This window comes from Aneurinibacillus tyrosinisolvens (assembly GCF_001015055.1).
GTDB lineage: Bacteria > Bacillota > Bacilli > Aneurinibacillales > Aneurinibacillaceae > Aneurinibacillus_A > Aneurinibacillus_A tyrosinisolvens.
This window is the reverse complement of record NZ_BBWZ01000001.1, coordinates 387,818-414,016: the sequence shown is the minus strand read 5'-3', so window position 1 is coordinate 414,016 and position 26,199 is coordinate 387,818. Positions and strand designations below refer to the sequence as shown.

Annotated in this window: 21 protein-coding genes and 1 other annotated feature; of the genes, 4 read left to right on the top strand and 17 right to left on the bottom strand. The window is 45.1% G+C overall.

Annotated elements, in window-relative coordinates; all coding sequences use genetic code 11:
- Positions 1 to 39: 39 nt before the first annotated feature.
- From MBEAL2_RS29935 to MBEAL2_RS01995, 6 genes are all read right to left on the bottom strand, one after another.
- Positions 40 to 522 carry a competence type IV pilus major pilin ComGC gene (locus tag MBEAL2_RS29935; protein WP_082129695.1) on the bottom strand — a complete coding sequence of 161 codons (483 nt, stop codon included), beginning with the start codon at positions 520 to 522 and terminating at the stop codon, positions 40 to 42.
- A gap of 19 nt (positions 523 to 541) precedes the next feature.
- A complete protein-coding gene (locus MBEAL2_RS02015) occupies positions 542 to 1,750 on the bottom strand; it encodes a type II secretion system F family protein (protein WP_047150614.1) in 1,209 nt (402 codons plus the stop codon).
- Between the two features lies 1 nt (position 1,751).
- Positions 1,752 to 2,795 carry a type IV pilus twitching motility protein PilT gene (locus MBEAL2_RS02010; protein WP_047150613.1) on the bottom strand — a complete coding sequence of 348 codons (1,044 nt, stop codon included), beginning with the start codon at positions 2,793 to 2,795 and terminating at the stop codon, positions 1,752 to 1,754.
- 72 nt (positions 2,796 to 2,867) lie between these two features.
- Positions 2,868 to 4,526, bottom strand: coding sequence for a GspE/PulE family protein (locus MBEAL2_RS02005; protein ID WP_500778835.1), 1,659 nt, complete (start codon positions 4,524 to 4,526; stop codon positions 2,868 to 2,870).
- A 46-nt stretch (positions 4,527 to 4,572) separates the two neighbouring features.
- Positions 4,573 to 6,156 (bottom strand): VanW family protein, encoded by a 1,584-nt coding sequence (locus tag MBEAL2_RS02000; protein ID WP_047150612.1) that lies wholly within the window; start codon positions 6,154 to 6,156, stop codon positions 4,573 to 4,575.
- A gap of 69 nt (positions 6,157 to 6,225) precedes the next feature.
- Positions 6,226 to 7,080, bottom strand: a complete 855-nt coding sequence (locus tag MBEAL2_RS01995; RefSeq protein ID WP_047150611.1) for a hypothetical protein — start codon at positions 7,078 to 7,080, stop codon at positions 6,226 to 6,228.
- Between the two features lie 202 nt (positions 7,081 to 7,282).
- On the opposite strand from MBEAL2_RS01995, the gene MBEAL2_RS28780 reads away from it, so the two are divergent.
- The 3 genes from MBEAL2_RS28780 to MBEAL2_RS01980 are packed head-to-tail and all read left to right on the top strand — an operon-like array spanning position 7,283 to position 10,324.
- On the top strand, positions 7,283 to 7,852 hold the full coding sequence (locus tag MBEAL2_RS28780) for a type IV pilus modification PilV family protein (RefSeq protein ID WP_052947370.1): 570 nt from the start codon (positions 7,283 to 7,285) through the stop codon (positions 7,850 to 7,852).
- A gap of 20 nt (positions 7,853 to 7,872) precedes the next feature.
- Positions 7,873 to 8,523 carry a type IV pilus modification PilV family protein gene (locus tag MBEAL2_RS01985; RefSeq protein ID WP_047150610.1) on the top strand — a complete coding sequence of 217 codons (651 nt, stop codon included), beginning with the start codon at positions 7,873 to 7,875 and terminating at the stop codon, positions 8,521 to 8,523.
- A gap of 4 nt (positions 8,524 to 8,527) precedes the next feature.
- Entirely contained in the window at positions 8,528 to 10,324 is a 1,797-nt protein-coding gene (locus MBEAL2_RS01980) for a hypothetical protein (protein WP_047150609.1), read from the top strand.
- Between the two features lie 89 nt (positions 10,325 to 10,413).
- On the opposite strand, the gene MBEAL2_RS28775 is transcribed toward MBEAL2_RS01980, so the two are convergent.
- From MBEAL2_RS28775 to MBEAL2_RS01935, 9 genes are all read right to left on the bottom strand, one after another.
- Positions 10,414 to 13,125 carry an Ig-like domain-containing protein gene (locus MBEAL2_RS28775; protein ID WP_052947369.1) on the bottom strand — a complete coding sequence of 904 codons (2,712 nt, stop codon included), beginning with the start codon at positions 13,123 to 13,125 and terminating at the stop codon, positions 10,414 to 10,416.
- Positions 13,126 to 13,386: 261 nt separating this feature from the next.
- Entirely contained in the window at positions 13,387 to 14,805 is a 1,419-nt protein-coding gene (gene murC / locus MBEAL2_RS01970) for a UDP-N-acetylmuramate--L-alanine ligase (protein WP_269082430.1), read from the bottom strand.
- Positions 14,798 to 16,135 carry a bifunctional folylpolyglutamate synthase/dihydrofolate synthase gene (locus MBEAL2_RS01965; RefSeq protein ID WP_152667663.1) on the bottom strand — a complete coding sequence of 446 codons (1,338 nt, stop codon included), beginning with the start codon at positions 16,133 to 16,135 and terminating at the stop codon, positions 14,798 to 14,800. The genes murC and MBEAL2_RS01965 overlap by 8 nt, the downstream gene beginning before the upstream one ends.
- Positions 16,136 to 16,140: 5 nt before the next feature.
- Positions 16,141 to 18,801, bottom strand: a complete 2,661-nt coding sequence (locus tag MBEAL2_RS01960; protein WP_047150608.1) for a valine--tRNA ligase — start codon at positions 18,799 to 18,801, stop codon at positions 16,141 to 16,143.
- A 49-nt stretch (positions 18,802 to 18,850) separates the two neighbouring features.
- Positions 18,851 to 19,087, bottom strand: a binding site (T-box leader).
- A 50-nt stretch (positions 19,088 to 19,137) separates the two neighbouring features.
- Positions 19,138 to 19,821, bottom strand: coding sequence for an ABC transporter ATP-binding protein (locus tag MBEAL2_RS01955; RefSeq protein ID WP_047150607.1), 684 nt, complete (start codon positions 19,819 to 19,821; stop codon positions 19,138 to 19,140).
- The gene (locus MBEAL2_RS01950; protein WP_161798147.1) at positions 19,821 to 21,032 is read right to left on the bottom strand and encodes an ABC transporter permease; all 1,212 of its coding nucleotides are present in this window, start codon (positions 21,030 to 21,032) and stop codon (positions 19,821 to 19,823) included. Before MBEAL2_RS01950 ends, MBEAL2_RS01955 begins: the two co-directional genes overlap by 1 nt.
- Before the next feature lie 249 nt (positions 21,033 to 21,281).
- Entirely contained in the window at positions 21,282 to 21,704 is a 423-nt protein-coding gene (locus tag MBEAL2_RS28770; RefSeq protein WP_052947367.1) for a c-type cytochrome, read from the bottom strand.
- A 19-nt stretch (positions 21,705 to 21,723) separates the two neighbouring features.
- Positions 21,724 to 22,215, bottom strand: coding sequence for a cbb3-type cytochrome c oxidase subunit II (locus MBEAL2_RS01940; RefSeq protein ID WP_052947366.1), 492 nt, complete (start codon positions 22,213 to 22,215; stop codon positions 21,724 to 21,726).
- Between the two features lie 36 nt (positions 22,216 to 22,251).
- A complete protein-coding gene (locus MBEAL2_RS01935) occupies positions 22,252 to 23,634 on the bottom strand; it encodes a cbb3-type cytochrome c oxidase subunit I (RefSeq protein WP_047150605.1) in 1,383 nt (460 codons plus the stop codon).
- 324 nt (positions 23,635 to 23,958) lie between these two features.
- On the opposite strand from MBEAL2_RS01935, the gene MBEAL2_RS01930 reads away from it, so the two are divergent.
- Positions 23,959 to 24,141: a YszA family small membrane protein gene (locus tag MBEAL2_RS01930; protein WP_047150604.1), complete on the top strand. Its 183-nt coding sequence runs from the start codon at positions 23,959 to 23,961 to the stop codon at positions 24,139 to 24,141.
- 65 nt (positions 24,142 to 24,206) lie between these two features.
- On the opposite strand, the gene MBEAL2_RS01925 is transcribed toward MBEAL2_RS01930, so the two are convergent.
- Together MBEAL2_RS01925 and MBEAL2_RS01920 are read right to left on the bottom strand one after the other, a co-directional pair.
- Positions 24,207 to 25,193, bottom strand: a complete 987-nt coding sequence (locus tag MBEAL2_RS01925; protein WP_047150603.1) for a YutH/CotS family kinase-like spore coat protein — start codon at positions 25,191 to 25,193, stop codon at positions 24,207 to 24,209.
- Positions 25,193 to 26,197 carry a hypothetical protein gene (locus tag MBEAL2_RS01920; RefSeq protein WP_047150602.1) on the bottom strand — a complete coding sequence of 335 codons (1,005 nt, stop codon included), beginning with the start codon at positions 26,195 to 26,197 and terminating at the stop codon, positions 25,193 to 25,195. The genes MBEAL2_RS01925 and MBEAL2_RS01920 overlap by 1 nt, the downstream gene beginning before the upstream one ends.
- Between the last annotated feature and the right edge of the window lie 2 nt (positions 26,198 to 26,199).

Sequence of the window (26,199 nt, the reverse complement as noted above, 5' to 3'; positions counted from 1 at the left end):
AGAAATACAAACTGTTTTTTTTGCTCAAACTCTTTTAAATCATCCGGTAGTCAAGTCTGTTTGTGTATTTATCAGATCTTTAGTTTTATTATTTACATATGTTTTAGCTGTACCACCTGTTGGAGTCCCTCCCAAAGTAATGGATATTTGACTACCATTCTTCGTAATGGTAATAGTTGAATATGCAGCATTATCGGCTTCCGGGTCTTTAGGAATGGCATCTAAATAACCATTAGAAACTAAAGCCTCTTCTATATTTCTGGAGTTTCCACTAATTGTTCCCTTAGGAGTGGCTGTCGAAAGGGTAAAGTTACCGTTACCAGCATTTTTCTCTATATCATATAAACGTGCAGCATCTAATAACATAAGAGCATTCGCTCTATGAGCTTTTTCTTTTGTATTACCAATAATCCCTCCAATAGAAGGAACAGCAATCGCCGCAATAATCCCTAAAATAACAATAACAGCCAACAATTCTATCAACGTTAAACCCCGCTGATCCTTCAAATAACGTTTCAACATTTCTTTTCTCCTCCATTTTTTACCTAATCTTATTAAATATCTCAAACATCGGAACCATAATCGAAAGAACAATAGCCCCGATAATGACAGCAAGAACCACAATCATAATAGGTTCAATTAACGCTTTCACCCTATCTACCATATTGTCTACTTCAGCTTCATAAAAATCAGCAATTTTCTCCAGCATGGTATCCATAGATCCGGTCTCTTCACCAATCGCAATCATATGGGTTACAAGTGGCGGAAACACCCACGATTTTTTCAACGGTTCAGACAAGGGACGCCCCTGGCGTAAACTCTCTTTTGATGCGGCAATCGCCTCCCCAACCACTTTATTATCGGCAACATCCTGTACAATTGTTAACGCTTGAAGAATAGGAACCGAACTGGAGAAAAGAGTACTTAGTGTCCGGGTTAATCTAGCAAGAGATCCTTTTTGAAATAACGAACCGAATATCGGCATTTTCAAGAGGGCATAGTCAAACAAATAACGGCCGCGCGGTGAACGAAGCAGCAAACGAAAACCAACAACCAATCCGATAAAAACAGCCATGTAAAGATACCATGTACTAACAAGGCTATTACTTATAGCAAGTACGGTTTTGGTAATAGCCGGAAGCTCGGCGCCAAAATCACTGAACATGCCTACAAACATAGGGACCACATTCGTTAACAAATAAGCGGTAACCCCAACCGCAAGAATGAGCATCGTAATCGGGTATGTCATGGCTGATTTTATCTTTTCCCTTGTGTAATGCGATTTTTCATAGAAGGTAGCCATACGATCCAACACGATTTCTATGTTTCCTGAAGCTTCCCCAGCGCGGAGCATGCTCAAAAACAACGATTCAAAAATCTGGGGATGCTTGGCGCATGCTTCAGAAAGCTGGCTTCCCCGCTGAATGTCAGCCTCCACCTCGCTAAGTGCTTTACGGAGTGCTTTGCTCTCACTTTGCTGGGACAAAATATGAACACAGTCCACAATACCAAGGCCTGCATGGATTAATGTAGCGAGCTGGCGTAAGAAAACAATAAAATGCTGGCTTTTCACAGGGCTGCCTAATGAAACTTCCATTTGCAGAAAGCTTTTTTTCTCCTCTTTAATAGAGGAAACATAGACACCCTGCTGCTTTAACTCGGAAACAGCCGCTGCTTTATTTATTGAATCTACCTTCCCTTTTCTCTTCTTCCCGCCCCGCTCAATCGCTTCATATGTGAACGTAGGCATCCTATTCCTGCGTCCTTTCGCTTAAATAATGATAGGCCGTTTCTTTTGTAATCTTTTCGCCGGCAATTAGATCCTTTATTGACATTTCCATAGTGTGCATACCTGAATCCCGGCCCGTCTGCATCAAGCTTTTAATTTGATGTACTTTTTCCATACGGATTAAGTTACCTACAGCAGGGGTGTTTACAAGAATTTCGGTAGCCGCTATTCTTCCTCCCCCCACTTTCGGGAAAAGACGCTGAGAGATAATGCTCACAAGTACGGAAGCCAGTTGAATTCGCATTTGCGGCTGCTGACTCCCCGGAAAAACATCGATGATACGATCAATTGTTTGCGGAGCATCGGACGTATGCAATGTTGCGAAAACAAGGTGGCCGGTTTCTGCTGCTGTAATCGCCGTACTAATTGTCTCCAGATCACGCATCTCCCCAACAAGAATAACATCCGGATCCTGGCGGAGTGAGGAACGCAGCCCGCTTGCAAAGTCTTTTGTGTCAAATCCGATTTCACGCTGGTTGATAATCGATAGTTGGTGCTTATGTAAATACTCGATTGGATCTTCTAGCGTTATAATGTGCTTTCGCATTGTACGATTAATATAATCAATCATTGCTGCAAGGGAGGTCGACTTCCCGCTTCCCGTTGGCCCCGTCACAAGCACGAGTCCCTGTGGCTTATGACAGAATTTCCGCAGGCTATCGGGCATGTTTAAAGATTCTAATGTCGGGATGCCGGTAGGAACAACACGGGCAACGAGACTGATACAGTGACGCTGATGATACGCATTCACACGAAAGCGCGAAACACCCGGCAGTCCATAGGAGAAATCTAATTCTCCTTGTTCAATAAAGCTCTCAAACATGCCTTCTTTAATAATTTCTCTTGCCATACCTTCCGTGTCGTCAGGCGTTAAAGGAGGGATATCAAGCCTTCTTAGCTCACCGTCGATCCGGAATACTGGAGACGCTCCAACTGTTATGTGAAGATCGGAGGCTCCTTTTTCACAGGCATACCTGAGCAGTTTGTTAATATCGATAGTCGACATAGCCCCCTCCTTTTATATGTATATAGCACTATAACTATAACCGATTTTTATGGTAAAAAAAACCTAGATTTGTTAATTATTCATGGCAATTCGGTAAACTTCTTCCATCGTGGTGAGCCCTTGTTTTACTTTAATTAGTCCATCATCAAACAAAAGAATCATCCCTTTTTTCATTGCCTGTTTTTTATATTCAGATGCTGGATAATTTTTACTGATCATCTGTCTAAACTCATCATCCATTTTGAAAATTTCGTGGGCCGCCAGCCGTCCTCTGTAACCAGTAAGGTTGCAGTTTTTACATCCACTTCCCCGATATAATCGATCGATTTTGACACCCCGTTGGGTAAAAACTTCTCTCTCATGCTCGCTCGGAATATACTCCTCTTTGCAGTCCTTACAGATACGTCGTACGAGCCTCTGTGCTAATACACCACTTACAGAGGAGGCAAGTAAAAACGGCTGAATCCCCATGTCTACAAGGCGGGTGATGCTGCTAACTGCATCGTTTGTATGGAGAGTGCTTAAAACAAGATGGCCGGTCAACGCGGCCCGAACTGCAATTTCGGCTGTTTCCGTGTCACGTATCTCTCCTACCATGACTACATCAGGATCCTGGCGGAGGATAGAGCGAAGAGCTGAAGCAAACGTCATTCCGATATTAGCGTTTACCTGCACTTGGTTAATCCCATCCAACTGGTATTCTACGGGATCTTCAACCGTAATAATGTTAACATTCTCCTTATTCAAATGGTTAAGTGCCGAGTAAAGAGTCGTAGATTTCCCGCTTCCTGTTGGACCTGTTACCAAAATAATGCCGTGAGGAAGCTCTATTAACTCACGAAAGACAGCAAGGTTTCGTTTAATAAGTCCCAGACCGTCAATTTCAATCAAAGCGTTCGTTAAATCTAGTAAACGCATAACGATTTTTTCTCCGAAAATCGTAGGCAAACTAGAAACACGCACATCGATTTCTTTAAAAGCAACATGCAATTGCATACGTCCGTCCTGAGGAATACGCCGTTCTGCAATATTCAACTTTGCCATGATCTTCAGGCGTGCCGTTAGAATTCCTAACATATGACGTGGAAGAACTCTCTCTGTTCGAAGCACCCCATCTATCCGATAACGAACCCTTACTCCATCTTCCTGCGGATCAATATGAATATCGCTCGCCCGTACTTGTACGGCCTGCTCGAACATCTGGCTAACAAGACGCACAATCGGGGAATCCTCGTCTGTTATTTCCGATTCCTCGATTTCTCTCGCAATATTAATATCTTCCATTAGTTCTTTTACCGAATCTTGCATGCTGTACATCCGGTTAATTGCCCGCTCGACCTCATCACGCGTTGCAATAGCAGGCTCAATCGTGAACCCTGTACTCATGCGAAGTTCATCGATTGCAAAATAATCCATGGGGTCTACCATTGCAACCGTAAGCTTATCCCCTTCCTTTTTCAAAGGAATAAGGGAATACCTTCTGGCAATGTCTTCCGAAACAATACTTGACAGTGAGGAGTCCAGTCTATAGCGGAACAGGCTGACATGAGGAATTCCAAGCTGAAATTCAAGAATTTCGATAAGCTGCTGTTCCGTAATATAACCGGTTTGCAGCAAATGGTCCCCCAGTTTTAACTTTGTTTTTTTCTGCTCTTGAAGCGCCTTCTCTAGCTGTTCCTGCGAAATCATTCCGCTTTCAACGAGAATGTCTCCTAAACGTTTTCGTGCCAAGGAGCACACCTCCTATTGTAATAAAGCTTTATACCATTAGAGCCATTTAGTTTAAATAGATTATACCGTCTTTAATTCGGATATTATCCTTGCTATCCTTTTTTATCGGTGGCGGTGGCGGGCTTGCCACACTCTCCGTAGCGCCTGGAACCTTATCGGGAATTGGCGCTGGTGTAGTCCCTATTCCACTCTGGGTGTCCGAGGAAGTACTATTATTAGCGGTTTCGCTTTTACCTCCCATTCCCCCTGTATTTGACTGCCCCTTTTCTCCTGGACCAACTGCAATAAGATTGTTCAACGGTTCATAGTAGTCATCGGATATTTGTTCAGTTTTTATTGCCCCATCTTTTGCTTTCCAGGAAATTGTTACTTTTACCCTTGCACCATCTGTACCGTGACGTATAATTTTTTCCTGCCCTGGGGGAAGCAAAGAATCAGTTCGGACAATTGTCCCCGGAGCATATTTCCCTTCTTCCTTTACATCGATCGCAATTTCATCCTGGGCAGGGTTTTCTCCAAATAATGCAATGTGAAGTTTATTTCCGTTCATCTCCGTATGAATAAACACTGGATTTTTATAGCGATTGATAAACCGGAGGTCTGCCTGCTTGCCATCTACAAATGCATCCAATCCGGCCTGTGTATAGGTAACCGGATATTGGTGTGAATGGCGTTCAATGATTGGGAGATGACTTTTTAATGCAGCGACATAAAGAGCGGAAGCAACACGAGAAACATCCAGCGCTACATTGTCCTTCCATTCCTGGCCGTCCGTTTGCACCGTTATGGGCAGATATTCTTCAGCGGTAAAAGGGCCGGTTTTCTCATTAAAAGAAAACTTTCCTTGTGAAGGAATGAGCTGTCCATCCAGCAAATCGCTCGCTCTATGTACGTTTCCTACTGTACTTGGAAGCTTCGTTTCAACGGTAACTACTTGTTCTGCAAGCAACGTATTTATATCTCCAAATGATTTTCTAGTCACTTTAGGTATATCTTTTTTTATAGCAAGAGGGACTTTAAAATCGTGGCGATATGTCCCCAGCTCTTCCGTCACATCGTCGACTGTCTTTGCCACATTCAACTCGTATCCTTCCATCTCCGGGGTAACAGAAATCGTTTTTCCGGTTACCCTCCCTGTTGCTGGCGAAGATGGCCGATTCACGAGTTGGCCAAGCTCATCCACCTGTGAGATTAACTCTTCTCGCTTGAAAGTAAAGGTAAGGGCTAAATCCGTAGAAGGTGGTGTGCCTCGCCATGCCTCCCACAAACCTGCCAATCCAGACAGTTGCCTTGACGTCCTTTTTGCCTCCTCAATCGTAGCGGCTGTATTATAAACGATATCCATACGCTGTTTACTAACAGTATACTTCTTCTCGTTCAAAGTTAATTGAAGCGGGGCAGCTTCAAGTTTTTTTGCCAGTTGTTCAATTCTCATTTTTGCTTCTTCCTCTGATAATCCTCCAAGGGAAACGCCTGCTACGGTTATGGTTTTGTCAAAAGGACTGCTCTCGCTCGTCCCATTTTTCCACTCACCGGATAAATAAAGGGCAATAGAGCTAAATACCACAATCTGAAAGAAGAGCAAAGCAAGGAGAAACGGAGTGTATGTCATTCGTATGCGCTGAAGCATTTATTCTTCACTACCTTCCAGATGCTACAGTTTGTTAAGAAATATGGAGAAAAGGGGTTGGTAGATTCACTATTTTACTCCCTCTTCTTCGAATACATCCCCAAGATAAGAGATATAATCATCGTTATCTTTTTTGTTTTTAGGACTTGTTTCCCCTTGCTCAATCTCTATAGGAAGTTCCGCTTTCTGCTTTGAGTCCTCTTGAACCAAGGGAACCTCATCCAGTAAAAGTTCACCGCTATACCAAATTTCTTCTTCAAAAACTTCTTCAATATCTTTGTCCGAAGGTACTTCTTTCTCTTCTTCTATAAAGAAATCATCTAATGAAAGAAATTCTTCCTCAACATTTGAATTTGTATCTTCATAGGAAGCAGACTGAGCCGCAGAAAGTTCTGGCTCCGTGAAAAGTTCCTCCACAGTACTATCAAAGATAAGACGGTCTTCTTCGTTTTTCTCCTTGGGATGTTCCTGCTTTTCCGCTGGCATTTCTTGAATTGCCTCTTGGTTGCTATCTTCACCTGTTTCGCTGCTCGTCGCAACCTCTAAAGCAGCCATCCCCTTATCATCCTGTACTATTTCTTCAGAAGGGACAGGATGATTGTCCATTGCTGCAGAAGTTGAATGCACTTCCCTTTCTCCCTGTGCTGATAATTTGGCCCCTCTTTCATCTATTAATTCCTCTTCAGATGAAGATGAAAATAGAAGGAACACTAGAAGTAAAGCCACAAAAAAGAGACAAAAAACCGTCGGTAGAGAACCAACGAGCTTTGTTAAAAAAGGAGCTGCGGCGCCCAACAAAATGGCCCCTCCAAACATTCGCGAGAAATGTCTTGAATTCTGTAATTTTTGTCGAACTAAAATAAAGAAAAGAGCGGTTAGTAAAAAATAAATAATATAATAGGCCGGTAAACCCGATAAATTCATATGATCACCTTCTTATCAAAATCATTTCTAGCATACTATACTCCAGAAGGAAATTATACGTTACCTCTCTATATTTATTCGGCAAATTCATGAAATAACTTTTGTGTATTTGGGAAATTGGCAAACAAAATAATGAATCTATTAACTATAATTTTCACTGCGTGCTAGAATAAGGAGTAGGTTGTTTGTGGGAGGAAAGAACATGCGTTTTTTGTCGAATGAACGAGGTTTTACGTTAATTGAGGTAGTTGCCTCTATTGTAATTATTTCAATGGCTTTGCTGCTGCTAAGCAATTTTATTGTTCGTTCGTATGTAGAGTCGGGTGTACAGGATAACCAGCTTATTTCTCAAACACTGGCCAGACAAGTTGTTGAGGATTGGAAAAGCGGCCAGTATTATAAAAATGAGGACTATGAAAGTATTATAGGTCATTCTGAAATTGATCATTCTGAAACTCACCTTTTAGATGAAAACAATGCTTCCAGCTACTTAGATTTTGCCAGTTTTATGAAGGACAACGCTTTAAAGGTGCCCATTACTTTTCAGCTTCAGCCACTGGCGGTTAATGGGCGGACCTATACAAGAACAATCATCATTGAAAAACTGCAGGGAAACTATTCCGAAAAGACGACAGCCTCAACAGGTAATGTTCAGTTTTTCAATTCACCTAACGATGAATTTTTAGTTCGTGTAAGAGTAAGCAGCCCAAACTCTCGGGTTCCTGTAACGTTAGATAGTTATTACACCTGTGATTGTGAAAACAACTCTTAATCCACTAGAGAGGGAAAACAATGAGAAACATTTATTTACATATAAAAAATGAGGCAGGTATAACATTAGTAGAATCACTTGCCGCCATAACCATTTTCATGCTGATCGTTATTCCGCTTTCGTCCTCCTATTTGCATGGGATAGAAGTTTTTCAAAAAACACAAAAGCAGGTTTCCCTTCGAAACGAGGCAGATATTATCATCGGTACTATCATGAATGAGGTACAAAAAAAGAATTATATCGAGAGTGGGAGCGATAGCAATCAGCTTCTTTATGAACTCCTCTCTTCTCATCTTTCTATGCCAAAAGATATACAGGAGTATACACAAAGTATTTTTTTATATGAGATACAGAATGATATAGATGGCTCAAAGCCTCCTTCTCTTAAGAAAACCTTGTATTCATTTGCCACCCCTCTTCCAGATACGATAAAAGGCGCTGTCCCCCAAAACGTTTATAAATTAAACGACTACTATGTAGATGGATTATTTTATGTTGATAATATTTCCCAAAAACTTAATTATTATCTTGTCATCGCAAATCCAAAGGAATTTACTGGAGAAAACAAAATGCAGCAAATTACCGACTATATAAACTCACATCGAAACTTTGGAGATAACGTCTATTTTGTAGAAACATCCATGGCTATTAATGGATTAAAAAGAAGGTGAAATTTTGTTAATAAGAAAAAACGAAAGAGGCTCAGCCTTACTAATCAGCATATTCCTTATTGTTATTTTCACTATTTTGGGGATCGTTATTTCCTCTGCTGTTATAAATAGCGCAAGAAATGTTAAAACAACAGAGGATCATTTTCAAGGGAAAATTCTAGCAGAAATGGGTGTTGAACACGTACAAAAGGAGTTAAAAAAGAGGTTTAAAACTCGTGATTCTCTTGTCAATTTAGACGCGGACCCATACATTAAACTATTAAAAGATGGAATTACCATTACTCTTAAACCAACTAATAACTCATATACAATTCAACTCAAAACTAACGATGCCTCTTTTGTTTCAAATCCCTTATCCGGTGACTACGCTCCTTATAACTATAAAGCTGAACTTATATCAACCGGAAAACCTGCTAACGGAAATTCCAAGCCTTACATATTAGCAGCTAATATTTATATTAATACTATACCTGCAGCCTTCCATTATGCCGTTTCTACTCCAGGAGAACTTCGGTTATTCGGGGGAAGCAATGTTATTGGAGACGTTTACGCCGATAAAAAGATGGTGTTAAGTGATGCCATTAGATACAAGGACAGCGGAGACTACAAGGTCAACGAGCCTACTGAAGTACCAGGGGGGCCTAAAAACAAACCGTACATTCAGGGGTTTATTAATATACCGAAAGACGGATTCCAATATAATGTTAAACCAACTGTAAAAACATTGGGTACGAAACCTCCTATTCTCGATTATGAGATAGATTCTACTATACCGCCAATTACAAAGGACTCATTTGCACGTGACAGTATTAAATCATTATTCCTACCCTTAGGTGACACACCTCCTGATACGGGGAAAATAACTCCGAATGTTTCATATGAGGCGGGATACGAAGCCCCTTTTATTAGGACTGGGCAGTCTGCCAGTGTTGCATCTGATTTTCAAGACATTATAAACCCGGGAGTTCCTTCTACTGCTTCTAATTTAACTGAGGTTATTCAATACTATGTAAATAAGCCGGGTGCTTATCAAGTTATCAGTTTAAACGATAGCGATTTTGAATACACCTCCCCATCGAATAAACCGAATGGTTTTAATAATGATTCTATTAAACCTTTATATTTTGATATAAATTCAACTATCTCAAATGAAACCGATAATTATCAAACCCCTTTCATAAGAATGGCTGGCAATGTTCTTAACCAGGGCATACCGGCAATTTATATCAATTCTAACGGTACAAAACGTGTGAATGTGGAACTTGGAACTCCCGCCTCCTTTGGCGATTCTACTAATACGGATCCCTTTACATTTGATGGAGTTATGTATATCAAAGGGAACTTGGATATATTAGGTGATATAGCTGTCACCGGTACTATTTTTGTAGATGGTGATGTATTGATTAACGATATCAATACCCTACAGCCAAAGAATTTGGTAATATTGTCTACAGGAACTATTACATTTGAAAAGCAAAATACTAACAAATCCATTGATAAGATAAATCCGTTAAATGTCTTTCTCTACTCCGAAAAAAATCTCGAATTGTATGCTTATGATTCTGTTGTAAAAATAAATGGTTCTATATTCGGCGGACTCTACAATGAAGAGGGCAGTAATGAAAATAAAGGATACATCGAATTGAATGCGAAGCGCGATCTATCAGATAGTAAAGGGAGGACGAGACTAACAATTCAGTTTAATCAAAACATCTTTGATTCTCCAACAAAAGGCCTTCCTTCTTCCAGGAATGTATATGTCGATATTTTTGAATTACATCAGAAAACAAAAGAGGATTGAATTCTTCGAACAGCAATACAGCCTATCTCAGGTGAGATAGGCTGTATTTTAGTTTTCCTTCAAATTATATAGCAAAGATAAACTATAACTCAGTTTAAATTTGCCTTGTACTCCATATTAAACGGGTTTGTTATTATATACAGCTGCTGAAGCTCAGATTCTGTAAGGTTTCTATCAGACAACCCAAGCGTGAAAAGAATTCTATATCTTCCAGCGGTTGATTGCGGTGGTTTCAAATAGAATACATACTGGTTATGTGTATTAAGCGTTGATTTAATAATATGAGATTTTGAAACAATTTGTGTCAAATTTTCTTTCACGTATTTTTCCGTTTCCGCCGTATTCTTCTCACCTGAGGTATTTATAAGAATATACCTTGGTACCAGTTGCTCTTTCGTGACACCTTCAGGCAAGTTATGCAACGTTACAACTACCTTTGTAGCGGCATTGCTGTTTGCTGTTGAGCTATCCGAGTGAGGTGAAAAAGTCTCAACAGTGAATTTATTGTTTCTAGTCTCTTGTTCTATCCAATCACCGATTATGTCATTACTAATGGGAACAACCCTAACTACCGTTTCATATTCGTCAGTGGTTGTTCCATTCCCATTAAAATCCTGAAGCATTTCTACTCTAATATATTGCACACCATTAGGTACAAGTGGGATTCCTTCCGCTGGTGATATTGCAGTGAAATTATTCCATTCAGTTCGTGGAAGTGGAACTCCCGAAGAATCAGAGAGTATCCATCTGAATTTTACTGATTCTAATACATGAGCATCAGGTATCACAGTTATTCTTCCCGCAGCTGCGCTTCCTGTACCTATTTTTTCTCCAACAGCAGTAAAAGTTGTGATGGGAGGAGTAACCGTAACTTCACATGTTCCCTGATACCCGCCGTCTTCTGTTGTCGCAGTAATTATAACAGTACCTGTGCCGTTTGCCTTAACTCTTCCTTCTTGGTCCACACTGGCTACTGTATCATTACTAGAACTCCAAATAACCCTTTTGTTTGTTGCAGTATCGGGTACTACACTTGCGACAAGAGGCTCACTTACTTGACCTGTTGTCAAATTAAGCTTGGAGGGCTGTACGACAACTCTCGTAACAGGCACCCCTGGTTCAGTGACGGTCACAATACAAGTGTCCGAAAAATTCCCATCGTGCGTTGTTACCGTGACATTAGCTGTTCCCGGAGCTACACCCGTCAAAACTCCCTCATCATCTACGGTCACTATCCCCGGCTTATCTGTTGTCCAGGTTACTTCTTGATCCGTTGCATTTTCCGGAGTAAAGACAGGAACAAGGCTGTAAATCGTTCCTTTTTCAATCGTAACGGAATCTTCTAAAGCTACATTCGTTACAGGGATCCTTTGTGCCTCTACGCGGATATTCACTTCAGCGTTTACTTTCTTTTCCTGTGGAGCATTATTTATATCGTTATATGTAATTTTAATATCATTGAAAACATATTCCCCAACCGATGTAAATTCAAGATTCAACTGTTTTGTCAGTTCAGCGGTGTTAATTGCCGAAGTATCAACTCCATTCGCATTAAACGGTACATTGGGCAGATTTATAACTGCATAACGTTGGCCATTTGCCCCTTCTATAGTAGCGGAAGCATCTTGGCTTAGGAAAACATTGGCAGGCAATTTAATTTTCAACTTTGCTTCAGTTAACGAAACTTGATTGATTCTCCTCGTGATTTGATCGAACAGATTTTGAAGACCATCTGAATTACTTCTAAGCGACATTCCACCTGTTAAATCGGAAAGAGATTTTAAGAACTTTTCACCGTTCTCATTTAAGTCTAATGCTACAGAGTGCAAGGTAATATTTCCAGCAAACTGTTCCACTATTTTTTTTGCTTCTTCTTTAGCCCGTTCATTATTTTCTGGCAGAGTTGGTTCCCCAGCTGCCAGGAACACAATATATTTATTTCTCTGTGGATCATTCAACATACTTTTAGCCATTGTTAGTGCATCAGCATAGTTACTTCTTGGCTTTACCTTTGGCAGCCATCCCTCGAAGTGCCAGTCAATATCTAACAAACCAAGTTTATCCACTTCTCTTTTTATATTTTCAAACCCATTATTGTTGTTGGAGATTAATTGGCTTGCCACTGTTGTGTTATTATTAAAATACAGAAGACCAATTCGATCATTTTTGCTATTTACTCCACTATTGGCGGCAATAAAATTATCGATTGAGTTTAGAATGGTCCCTCTTGCCTGATAAATCGAGAGCCCCATATTACTAGATGTATCTAACACATAAACAACATCTGCTGGCTTCCTAGCTGTTGTCTGTGCTTTCCCAAAAGGCAGAACCTCGATGTTAATGTTGCCCACTCCATTACCGTTCTCCGGTTTAATCACTACCGGCGTACTTGTCGTAATATTCGCATCAAGTGATGGTCCTGTACCCAGGGGCTTAACGGTAACTACACACGTAGCGGCGGTTAGATAACCATAGTGGCTAATATACTTAACAGTAATCGTTGATGTTCCAATTTTATTTGCCTTAATCTCAACACGACTACCATAAACTTCTTTGCCAGTTGTTTTTCCATTAATAGAAAGTACATCAGGGTTAGTCCATTCCCATTTAAGAGGAAACCTTTTAAATAACACAGATGCATTCATAATGAATGTTTCACCTTCATACATTTCGACTGCACTGGGAATAGAAATCATCTTAATTTTTTTTCCAAATAGGTGTGCAGAAGAATTACTCGGGTTCCAAACTAACAGTCCCAACAAAATTACAAATGATAGGAGGATACGGAATAATTTTTTCAATATTTTTCCCTCTCTTCTAAAGAAACCTAACTTTATCCTGCTTCTATCATATCCCATACTCTAAATCGTTTCTACTATGAATTGGGATTAGTTATAGGTTCAAAAGACCCGTATGCACCGGCCTTCATCTCACTCTTCTTAGCTGTCTTGAAAACCCTATTTAGAAGTTTCCTTTCTAAAACATAGAAAATAGCCTTTCTTTAACCATATCGGAAAAAGAAAGGCTATTTTACATAGGTATTTACTTTTAGAAAGTTCCCTTTATTTTTCTCCCAATTCCTCAACCAACTGCTCCGCAACCTTCCAGATATCACCCGCACCCATCGTAATCACCAGGTCACCGGGCTTAACCACCTTTAGCAGATGCTCCAGCACAATCTCCTTCGATGCCGCATAACTGGCGTTCGCGTTGCTATTCTCTTTAATCAGCTCCACCAGCCGCTCCGCGCTCACCCCTTCAATCTCTGGGTCATTCGCCGGCGAATAAATATCCGTAATCATCACTTCATCCGCTTCCGTAAACGCCCGGCTGAACGCATCCAGCAGGAAAAACGTCCGCGTATACCGCTGTGGCTGGAAAATCGCCACAATCCGGCGGTTCGTCGACCGCGCTGCCTCCAGCGTCGCCTCAATCTCCGTCGGGTGGTGCGCATAATCATCCACCACAAGCACATCGTTCACTTCCCCGATGACCTGAAAGCGGCGCTTCGCTCCCCGGAAGCTCGTAATCGCGACGGCAATCTCCTCAAACGAAAGTCCCGCCTCAATACAAACAGCCGTTGTGCCGAGTGCATTGTATACATTATGCATGCCGGGAACCGATAATTTCATACGGCCCAGCCGCGCTCCCTTGTACACCACATCAAACGATATCGTGCGGTCACCCGGTTCGATGTTTTCAGCCGTATAATCCGCATCCTGCTTAATTCCGTACGTAATGAGCGAGATACGTTCCTTCTGCTCGGCAAGCATATCCTGCACATAATTATCATCAATACAAACGATCGCTGTGCCCTCGTCCTTTACCTGGGATAAGAACTGGCGATATGCCTTCTTTAAGTTCTCAAAGTCTCCGCCATAGTTCTCCAGGTGGTCCGGTTCAATGTTCGTTACAACCGCGATCTGCGGGAAATATTCGAGAAATGTACCATCGCTTTCGTCCGCTTCCGCGACAACGAAGTCGCCTTTCCCTGCTCTCGCATTGCTGCCGATATCCATAATTTCCCCGCCGATAATGTAAGTCGGGTCCGCCCCGGTCTTTTCCATTACGAGGGAAATCATCGAAGTGGTTGTCGTCTTCCCGTGCGCGCCTGCCACGGCAACGCCCTTCTTCTCATTCAGCAATCGCGCCAGCATTTTGGAGCGGTGAATGAGCGGGATAGAATACTCCTGGGCGGCTGTTAACTCGACATTCTCTTTCGGAATGTCGGTTGAATATACAACGAGATCGGCTCCTGATATGTTTTCTTTCTGGTGACCGATGAATACGTGCGCACCTTTTTTCTGTAATTTTTCCGTTAGTTCCTTGCGGGCCACATCGGAACCTGTTACATGGTAACCCATGTCCAGCATGACTCTGGCTATGGCGCTCATGCCATACCCGCCAATGCCAATAAAATGAACATGTTCACGCTTCTCTTCTTCCTGAACCTTCTCAGTCGATGCGTTCACTTTATTCACCAGCTTTCCTGTTTACTTTCCACTCTTTTTTAACGTCCGAAATGAAATACAACGATCCGGCCACCAGAAGGACATCCTCATCGGTGACGGTATGTATCGCCTCCTGCAGGGCCTCCTGCCAATTCTCACTGGCATATACGGTCAGGTTTGGTGCTGCGCTTTGAAAAACATCCGCCAGCTCCTCGGATGATGCGGCACGCGGATGGCTTCCCCTTGTTGCCCATACCCGGCTGCAGTGCGGGGCAAGCATGGAAATCATCTCTACATATTTTTTATCGCTAAGGACTGAAAAAACAAGAGAGACTTTTTTCCCAGGATAAAAATCACCCAGCGTTTTGACTAACGCTTCCATTCCCTCCACATTGTGCGCCCCATCAAGCAGGACGGTCGGTTTCTCGCTAATCTGCTCGAACCGGCCGGGAAGCGAAGCGTCCCAAAGTCCTTCCATTATATGCTTCTCCTCGACATAAAGAGCGTAATATTGATTGACGACCTGCAGGGCCATAATCGCCGTTGCAGCATTTTCCACCTGATGCTCACCGATCATGTGGAGCGTGCACCCTTTAAAGCTGCCGAATATGCTTTCATAGTCAAACACTTCCGCCATCTCTTCGCCAGCGCCTGCAGGGTAGCGGTGCGTACGAAACTCTACGCCTGCCCGGTAAGGTGCCGCCATCTTTTCTTTTGCCGTCCCAAGCAGGACATCAAGCACTTCCTCTTTCTTTTCCCCCGTAATCATTGGAACCCCGCTTTTGATAATCCCAGCCTTTTCCCGGGCAATAGCGGGAAGATCCTCTCCTAGTATATTCATATGATCAAATCCGACATTGGTGATAATCGAGGCAAGCGGATGAACAATATTGGTTGAATCCCAGCGTCCCCCCAGCCCCGTCTCCCAGATGACAATATCCGGGTAAGTGACGGTTGCGAAATACAGGATAGCCAGTGTTGTAATGACTTCAAATTCGGTCGGCTCGCCGGCTTCCGTCCCCTTCATTTCCTCTACAATCGGATACAGCCGCTGCACGAGCAGGAGAAGCGATTCTTGAGAAATAACTTCTTCATTGTATTGAATGCGCGACTGAAACGACCCGATATATGGGGAGGTAAACAGGCCGGTGTCATGGCCTGCTTTCCTCAACATGCTGTGCAAGAACATGCATGTTGAACCTTTTCCGTTTGTGCCTGCCACATGAATGAATTTAAGCCTCCGGTGTGGATGCTCCAGCCGCTCCATCATATATTCCATTCGCTCAAGACCCGGCCGTATCGAAAACTTTTCCAGGCTGTCCAGCCAGGAGAGGCATTCTTCAATCGTTTTTGGAATCACAGCCCTCACCCTTTAAGTTCCTGAATGCGCGCTTGCACTTTTGCTTGTTTATCCAGGTAGTCTTTTTCTTTTGCGCGTTCCTGTTCAATCACCTGCGCAGGCGCCTTGTCTACAAAACCTTTGTTCGCCAGCTTTTTCTGTACTCTTTCCACCTCGGCGTTGAGCGTGGCCAGCTCTTTCTCAAGGCGGCCCACTTCCTGCTCGATATCAATGAGCCCGGCGAGCGGCAGGTAAAGCTCCGCCCCTGTAAGCACGGAGGACATCGCTTTCTCCGGCGCATCCAGATCCATGCTTATTTTTAACACTTCCGGATTGCAGAAGCGTTCAATGTATTGCCTGCCGTTCTCAAGATAAGAGAGGGTCTCTTCGTTCGTTGCCTTAATTAACAGCTCGATTTTCTTGCTCATCGGCACGTTGACTTCCGCGCGGATGTTGCGCACGCTGCGGATTACATCCATCAGCAGGCTCATTTGCTTGACGGATTCCTCGTTAACAAGCTCCGGCCGGTATTTGGGCCAGGAAGCGGTAATGAGGCTTTCTCCTTTATGCGGCAGGTGCTGCCAGATTTCTTCGGTAATAAACGGCATGAACGGGTGAAGCAGGCGCATCGTTTGATCGAGCACATAAGCAAGAACAGAACGTGTGGTTTTCTTCGCCGCTTCGTCTTCGCCATAGAGCGGAAGCTTAGCTACCTCAATGTACCAATCGCACAGCTCATCCCAGATGAAGTTATAGAGCACACGGCCCACTTCGCCGTATTCAAAGCTATCCAGCAGGCGGCTTGTTTCTTTCACCGTTTCGTTCAAACGGTGTAAAATCCACTGGTCCGCAATGCCCAGATTGCTGCTGATGTCGATTTCATCGTACGTAAAGCCTTCCATATTCATCAGCGCAAAGCGGGAGGCGTTCCAGATTTTATTCGCAAAGTTACGGGCAGATTCTACCCGCTCCCAGCGGAAACGCTGGTCGTTACCCGGTGTGCAGCCGGTGGCAAGCATGAAACGCATGGCGTCTGCGCCATACTTCTCAATAACTTCCATCGGATCAACGCCGTTGCCGAGTGATTTGGACATTTTGCGGCCTTCCGCGTCGCGGACAAGCCCGGTAATTAACACATATTCGAACGGATTTTTTCCCGTAAACTCAAGCGCCGTAAAGATCATGCGGGCAACCCAGAAATAAATAATATCATAGCCGGTTACAAGCACGTCTGTCGGGTAGAAATGCTTCATATCTTCTGTCTCTTCCGGCCAGCCCAGCGTGGAGAACGGCCAGAGCGCGGAGCTGAACCACGTGTCAAGCACGTCGTTGTCCTGCCGAATGTCCTGGCTGCCGCAGTTCGGGCACTCGTGAACGTCCTCGCGGGCCACAATCATATCGCCGCAGGAGTCACAGTACCACGCCGGGATGCGGTGTCCCCACCATAGCTGGCGTGAGATGCACCAATCGCGCACGTTCTCAATCCAGTGCAGGTAAATTTTCTCGAAGCGATCCGGTACGAATTTGACGCCCTGCTTCGATTTCGCGTCTTCGATTGCCTGTTCGGCGAGCGGCCCCATTTTTACAAACCACTGTGTAGAAAGGTACGGTTCTACGACGGCGCCGCTGCGCTCGCTGTGCCCAACGGAGTGCATATGCTCTTCGATTTTGAAAAGGATGCCTTTCTCCTGCATGTCACGCACGATGTTTTTGCGGCACTCGAAGCGATCCTGTCCCTGATACTCACCAGCATTTTCGTTCATCTTGCCCGATTCATCCATCACGAGGATTTGCGGCAGCTGGTGGCGCCGGCCGAGCTCGAAGTCATTGGGGTCATGGGCCGGCGTGATTTTTACCGCGCCGCTTCCGAATTCCCGATCAACATAGTCATCCGCCACAATCGGAATTTCCCTGCCGACGAGCGGAAGAATCACGGTTTTTCCAACAAGCTTCTGGTATCTCTCATCATCCGGGTGGACCGCTACCGCCGTATCGCCCAGCATCGTTTCCGGACGCGTTGTCGCCACTTCAATGTAGCCGCTGCCGTCGGCAAGCGGATAGCGCAAATGGTAGAGAGCCCCCTGGACATCTTTGTATTCTACCTCAATGTCGGAAAGAGCGGTCCGGGTAGCCGGATCCCAGTTAATGATATATTTACCGCGATAGATGAGGCCTTTTTCGTACAGGCGGACAAACACCTCGCGCACCGCATGGGACAGCCCTTCGTCAAGCGTGAAGCGTTCGCGGCTGTAGTCAAGGGAGAGGCCCATCTTCGTCCACTGCTCACGAATGATGTCCGCGTACTTTTCTTTCCATTCCCATACGGTTTCCACGAATTTCTCGCGCCCTAAATCGTGGCGGGAAAGCCCTTCTTCCCTTAGCTTTCCTTCCACGCGTGCCTGGGTGGCGATCCCGGCATGGTCCATCCCCGGGAGCCAGAGTGCATCAAATCCCTGCATTCTCTTAAAGCGGATCATAATGTCCTGCAGCGTATTGTTTAATGCATGTCCGATATGCAGGTTTCCTGTAACATTCGGAGGGGGAATGACAATCGTGAACGGCGTCTTATCCGGATTTCTTTCCGCTTTAAAATAGCCGTTGTCCCGCCAGAATGGGTACCATTTCGCTTCAGCCTGCTTCGGCTCATATTTAGTTGGCATTTCATTTTGATTTGGTGAATTCGACATGCTTATCCCTCCGTGTTTCTTTTGCAGAAATAAAAAAACTCCTTCATCCTCAAAGGACGAAGAAGTTATTCTCGCGGTACCACCTTTGTTAACCAGCCCGGCAGCAAATAAATACCGGGAGGCTCACTTCATCATGTAACGGATTGAATCCGGTTAACCCTACTTGGAAGTTTCGGGCAAACAGCTCCGAGGCTACCTTCTATCAGTACTTCCATGCAAGCCTTCCACCTGCGGCCCGCTCTCTGGTATGGCATCCTGATATACTCTTCCTCATCATAGCATATTGATATCGAGTTGAAATCCATTATCCATTGTACCCAGTTTACGTAAGAATAGTCAAGACGGACACGATTTTTCCCCAACAAGGTATCCGTTTTCCAGTTGAATTGTTCTCCCCGCTTCGCTGGCGAGCCGTTCATCATGCGTGACCATAATAATCGTTTTCCCCTGACGGTTCCAGTCTTTAAAAAGCTCCGTGATAAGGGAGGCATTGTAGGCGTCAACCGCCCCTGTCGGTTCGTCGGCGAGAATGACATCAGGCTTGTTAACGAGTGCACGCGCCAGGGCGACGCGGCGCTGCTCTCCCCCGCTCAATTGATAAGGCAGGTTCTCCAGCTTATCCGCAAGACCAACCCGCTTGAGCGTCTCGCGCCCCCACGCTGCATCGCTCTCCTGATAGGTGCGGTGGACGGTTTTCGGGAGCAGGACATTTTCCAGTGCATTCAATGTTGGAATGAGGCTTGGAAATTGGAAAATAAACCCGCACCGCTGTGCCCGAATCCTCGTACGCTCCTTATCGCTTACGCCTGTTACTTCCTTCTCACCGAAAAAAACGGCTCCCTCTGTCGGCCGATCCAATAGGCCCGCCATAGCGAGAAAGGTCGACTTCCCGCTCCCTGAAGGACCTACCACGGACACAAACTCGCCGGCCGCAATGGACACGCTCACCCCGCCCAGTGCATGAACCTTTCTCTCGCGCCCGATTCGGTATGTTTTTTGAATATTTTCAAGCCTGATCATCAATACTCACCCTCCCGAATCGCCTCGTACGGCTGTAGCTTTAATGCGGAGCGGACAGGGATGAAAGCGGCAATGATGGCAATAAGGGTTGTAGCGACGGTGGTCACTGCGCCAATGAGCATACCCGTCGTCCAATCAGGAAAGAGCATCGGCAGCTGCAGAAGCTGTAAAATTAAGATCCGGTTATCGTACAGCGCGGCAGCAGCGAGCAGCGATCCGATCGCTGCACCGATAACGGATGCAAAGCCTGCTTCCATCAAGAGAAGCCGGAATGTCACAGCACGGGAAGCCCCCATCGCCCGCAGCATGCCGATTTCCTTGCGGCGCTCGCTAATCAGGGCGCTGAACATGGTCATCACTTGGAGCGCACTCATAATGAGAACGAGCCCGATCATCATATAACTCATCATTTTCACAGGGAACACCTGCTTGTTTACCGTGTCTTGCAGCCCGCTTCCTTTAACGATATCGACATTAAGGTTCATCCGATCGATTTGGCGCTTCACAAACTCTTCCATCCCCGGCTTGGACTTGACCAGCACAATCGAAATGTTTCCCTTTGGAAAATGAAGTTTATTTCCTTTTTTATCGTTTAATTCCCTTGCGGCGTCCATCGTAATAAAGAGCGTCTTGTCTGTTCCCATTCCCGTCGGGAAAATCATATTTCTTAGAAGAAAATCCTTTCCGAACAGTGTAACCCACTCTTGCATGTATTCGTTGTCAAAATGATACACATAGTTCTTGCCGCCTGCATTCGCCCCGGCAATCAAATCATACTTGCCTATTTTCTTGTCGCTTGCCATCCAGTTTTTTAAGGTGAAGTCGGTGTTCGGATCGTAGGCCACCACCGGGAAATCACCGGAGGTCTGGCAGCATACGGTAGAAACCGTCTGAAGATAGAGCTGTGGTGACGCGGCATCCACTTCGCCAATCGTCCGGATTTTATCCAGCACCGTACCCGGCATGTAAAATTTCGTTGGTGTACCGGAAATAATCATGTCTCCCGCCTGGCCGCCGAATCCTTTTGGAACAACCATCAGATCGGCCCCCAGCCTGCTGGAACTGGCCGCAATGCTTCTTTCCATCGAAAAAACAAAAAAGTAACTTGCAAACAAAATAAAGGCGGTAATCGCCGCGCTCCCGGATAATAAGACGGTACGGGACATTTTACGCTTTAGATTCCGCCAGGCTACTGTAGATAGCTTTTTCATTTTTCTATGCACCTCTGCGTTTCCCAGCATCTTTCCCCATTATAGCAAGGTGTTAATGCGATTTACCGAGGTGATTGTGTCAATCCCGCGAAGAGAGAATCTTAATCATCATAAATAGCAGGCTCGTAATGACGGTAAACCAGAGAATATAATAAATGATTTGTACGTTGCTGATCATTTCTGTCCACCACTCTCTTCAATCTATTACGCAAAAGGACCAGATAGCTGCTGCCATCCGGTCCTATTCGATTATTTCAGTGTTTTCAAGAATTCAACCATAGAGTCTTTCTGATCGTCTGTCCAGGTTGCACCGAGAGCCGGCATCGCATTGCGGCCTTTCGTGAGAATTTCTTTGACTCCTTCCGGCTTTAGCTTATCGACTACGCCGTGAAGGGTCGGACCGACACCCCCTTTAAAGTCTGCACCGTGGCAGGCCAAGCATTGTCCGGAAAGCCCTTTACCGACGTCCGCACTAACACCCTGTGCAGCTTCTCCGCCGGCGGGACGCTCGTCAATTCCTTTCACTGTTAGTGCATAGCCTACTGCCCAAATGGCAAGCACAACGTACACAACAATAAGGAAACGAGGGACTTTACCATGGCCTTGCCTCATACCCATTACTTCATCAACGTGCTCTTCATGATGCCCATGATTTATGTGTTTATCAGACATTATGTCGCCTCCTTTTCCCTTATTTTGCTGGCGCTGGCTTCAGGCTCATTAAGTATGCAACAAGATCGTTTAAGTCTTGATCGCTTAAGTAGTCAAACTTAGGCATGATCGAACCGGGAACAATTTTTTGCGGGTCTTTAAGGTGTGCCAGGTTCCAATCTTTACTTGTACGCGCGCCTACCCACATAAGATCCGGGCCTGTACGGTTCGATCCGAATAAGTGCGGGCGGTCGTTTGCGTAATCCCCGGGTACGCTCACCGGCCCGATATTCATGGCCAGGTCGGCCTTAACCGGACGTACTACCTGTGTGTGGCAGGTGTTACAGCCATTTGCAATATATACCTGGCGGCCTTTGGCTTCCGCCGAATCCGGCGTATAGTTGCGCGCCTCCGCATTCGCTGTCGGTGTCATCATCTCTTTGTCAAAGAAAGGAAGAATGATCGTCGCGAATGTTCCCATCATAAAGAGAGCGATCGCAGCAAGATAAATTCCTAACGCGTTTCTTTCCAAGTTTTTTCCCTCCTCGGGTTTCAATTACAGGGTCATTTAAGCAACAATTTTCTCTTCATCAGAAACGAATCTTGTGCCGGATTTAACGGTTTTCCAAATGTTGAATACGAAAAATAACTGGGCGACAATCATTAATGTACCGCCGACTGCACGCCATACGATGAGCGTGCGCACTGTATTCACCGTTTCCATGAACGGAGTGCCTTCCATCCAGGCAAAGCCCTGGATAACCCCTGCAATCCATAAGGTGAAAGCAAACATTAAGAAACCGATAACGGAGAAATAATAGTGCAGGTTCATTAAGCCTTTGCTGTAAATATTGCGCCCTGTAAGGCGTGGGACCGCATAGTAAATCGTAACGAAACATACGAATGAGAACGCTGCGAAAGGGGCCATGTGAGCATGTCCTACAACCCAGTGTGTATACTTAACAACCGCGCTGACCTGCATCAATGCCTGGAAAGGTCCTTGCAGACAAGCCATCATGTAGAAAATAGTTGCTGTAATCATAAACTTAAGGCTTACATCTTCAGAAATTTTATGCCATGCGCCTTTCATTGTGCCGAAAACGTTAGCAAGCACGGTCCATACCGGAATAATAAGCAGTATGGACGGGATGATTCCGGCTTTCATCAGCCAGACAGGGATAGGGCCGTTTACGAGATGGTGAGGCCCATTCCATACGTAAATCGTGGCGATGGTCCAGAAACCGATAAGAGAAAGCTTGTGGCTGTACAGCGGCTTTCCGGTAAGCTTGGGGAGCAGATAATAGATTTGACCGATACCTACTGTTGTAAACCAGAGCCCAAGAACGTTATGGCCGTAGAACCAGTTCATGTTCGCCTGCGCTGCACCACCTACCAGGCTGGAAGGAACATTTCCGACAATCCATACAAGCGGCAGCCAGATTAACGAACCGACGAAATACCAGATAGAAACGTATAATTGCTTTTCCTGGCGCCTGGCAATTGTCATAAACAGGTTAATCGACATAAGAACAACAAGGACTACAACGCCAAGATCCAAAACAAGCGGCAGCTCTGCATATTCCACGCCTGAAGAGTATCCCATCGAAATCGCAACAACCGCTGCAGCAATCGCGAGATTCCAGATAAGGCATGTGAGATTCCCTAATCTTTCACTCCAGAGCGGGGTGCGCGTAAGCTTAGGAATCATATAAAACATTGCGCCGACCATGGCCATCGACAACCACGCAAGAAGAATTCCATTCGTATGGATTACCCGGATATGAGCGTAGGTCAATAGAAAGTTCAGGTAGTCCTGTCCGCTGAAATACAGGAAATTAGGGTCGATCTGTTTGATGGCAACAACGAGACCAGCCAGCATTGAGATAACCAGCCAAAACAATGAGGTGTACCAGAAATTCTTCGCGGTACTAAATGGAGCATTACTTAACATGCTGTGAACCTCCCCCTTTTTTAAAGCAAAATGAAATGCAATAGAGTACGTGACATACAATCTCTTTGCCGGTTTTTCACATCCCTTAGAAAAACCTCCCCTTTGACAAAGGCATAGTATCCCTTGACCCCATACATATTACATATTTAGGATATATCGACAATGTAACCGAATCAACCTGCAAAGTATGTCGACTTCATGACAAATGTAAAGTGCCTTTTGTACTATTTTAACACTATCATTATAGTGGAAATTATCCGCCCGACACCCTTCCTTTGGTGCAGCATAAAATAGCAGCGAGGATATTTTTGAAAGGATGAGAGGATGAAGGGTCGTTGGCGGTACCATCCCCTGTACATTAAAATTCGGTTTGGCGCACTTCAGCTGCTTATTCCGTTTATCGTTTTCCAACTGATACGTACGTTGCTGCTCCCCACTTCATTTGACGTTGTGCTCTTGCTGCTGCTTATTGCTTTGTATGCGGCTATTCTTCTTGACTGGATATAAAAGGAAAAAAGGGAGCTCAGTCCACTTTGCTAAATAATATAGCCGCAGGTCCTAAAGACCTGCGGCTACACGATTGCGTTAATAAATCCATATGTTTTTGAAAGCATCTGTAAATTTTTTTGCCACCTGTATACATGCTGCTGTTCTGCGGCGGGAAGAACCCTTTCTTCCTTTGTATACCGTGACAGCTCTTTCATCATCCGCTCCGGGTATAGCAAATAGCATGCAAGGAGTTTTTTTTCGCCATGTGAAAGGGGGCGCACGCTTTCATACGCACGCATCCAGTTCATTCCTACCCTGCTGTCCCACTGGCGGCGGGGGGCGTAGCGCCGGAAAAAAATCGCTAAATCGCGCACCGGGGTGTCCAGGTTTGCCCGATCGAAATTAATAAAATAGAGCTCTCCATTCCCGCCTGCTATAATATTCTCCCGGTGAATGCGGCCATGGCATAAAGAGAGGGCCAGCCCCTCTTCGCCTATCCCTTTATTTTGCAGTTCATCCAACTGTTTGACAGCGCGGACCGCATAGCGCAGAACATAATCTCCGCTTCCCTTGACCGCACTCTCAAACAGGGAAGCCCCGCTTTGCGGAGCGATAAGCATTTGGTGAAGGGCTGATACGCCTCCCTTCCAGCGCTCCCGAATCCGGGCCAGAGTAACCGGGGCGTATCCTTTCCAATGTTCCTTTGCCGCTTCACTCGCCCGGTGTATCCTGGCCATCTCTGTAATCGCGGAAGTTTCCCAGTCGCTGAAAAGCTCCATGCCCGCGCCGGATTGCACCCACGGCCTCAGCATATAAATACCCTGGCGCGTTAAAATGTAAGGTTCTCCGTACTTTGTTATCTGAAAGGGAATAACGCTGCGCACTCCTGCTGTGTGCAAAAAATAAAGCCAGTTTGCCACAAAATACAGCTGTTCAGGGCTTTCGCGCGTTTCCTTTAAAGCGAACGTACCCCTATCTGTCTCCAATCTCCACAGCTTTCCGGTTATTTGCTGCATTTCCAAAAGGGTCGCGTCGTACTCACGCAGGAAATGCTTTGCCTGTCTTTCCATTAGACAGACTCCTCTCCAGATAGAACATCCCATTCCTTTATGCAGGCAAAAATCGCTTCCTTCTCTGTCTGCCGGGCCATCTCAAGCAGCAGGCGTTCCCGTTCATCCGCCAGAAGGCTGCCGGGTGATTGGCAATCTTCCAGGCTCGCCAGAATACTCCCGGGGTAGGAAAGAAGCGCCAGCAAATAAGTGCGTTCGCTTTCCGGCATTGCCCGGACTGAAAAATAGCCGTCAAGAAACGCTCTTATGCCACCTATACCCTCTTCCTTTTCCAAAATCTGCTGAAGTAAAGATAGCGTATCCTCATGGCGGGGAACAAGCACACAGTTATGAAGCCCGGTAATATACCAATCTTCTTCCCAGTACACAAAACACGACAGATCGATAAACACGAAAGAAAGCGGGATACAATCCGCCTCTGCACCGCTTGCAAAATAAAAGGTCTGCGCTTTGTTCGTCCTTTCTTCCACGCATGAGAGATTATAAGCGAACCATTTCTGCTCTGAGGCAGGTTTTTCCCGGGATATGTCCTGGATAAGCCCATGAATCAGATGCATGTTTTTCTGCAATTCCGTCTGGTTTATGGTCCCTTTTCTCCGGTAGCGTCCCCGGTACATTTCTTGTTCCAGGTCCGCGCTCCGGTGAATGCTCCCGAGAAAAATGCCGGCTGTTTTGTACCCGTTCATCCGTATTTCTTTCTCATCCGGCCATTCTTTCCCCCCCTCCCACCAGTCAGAAAGGGCAAAGCAGCCGATGTTATCCTCGATCCAATGCTTCCCTGTTTTTGTAACCATGTATCTTTCAACATGCCGGAGCCCGTCTGCCACGAGTTTTTCCCGCCAATGGTGGGACCAGCGAAGCAGATTTACGTCCCGGCAATAGAGCAGGCGCTTATCTCCCTTGTCCGTACTGACTCTCCATCCGCCCTCTGTTTGTGCCACTTCCTTTATGTCCAGCGCATAATCATCCAGATAGCCGCGGAAAAGCTCCTGCTGCAGGTTCACCT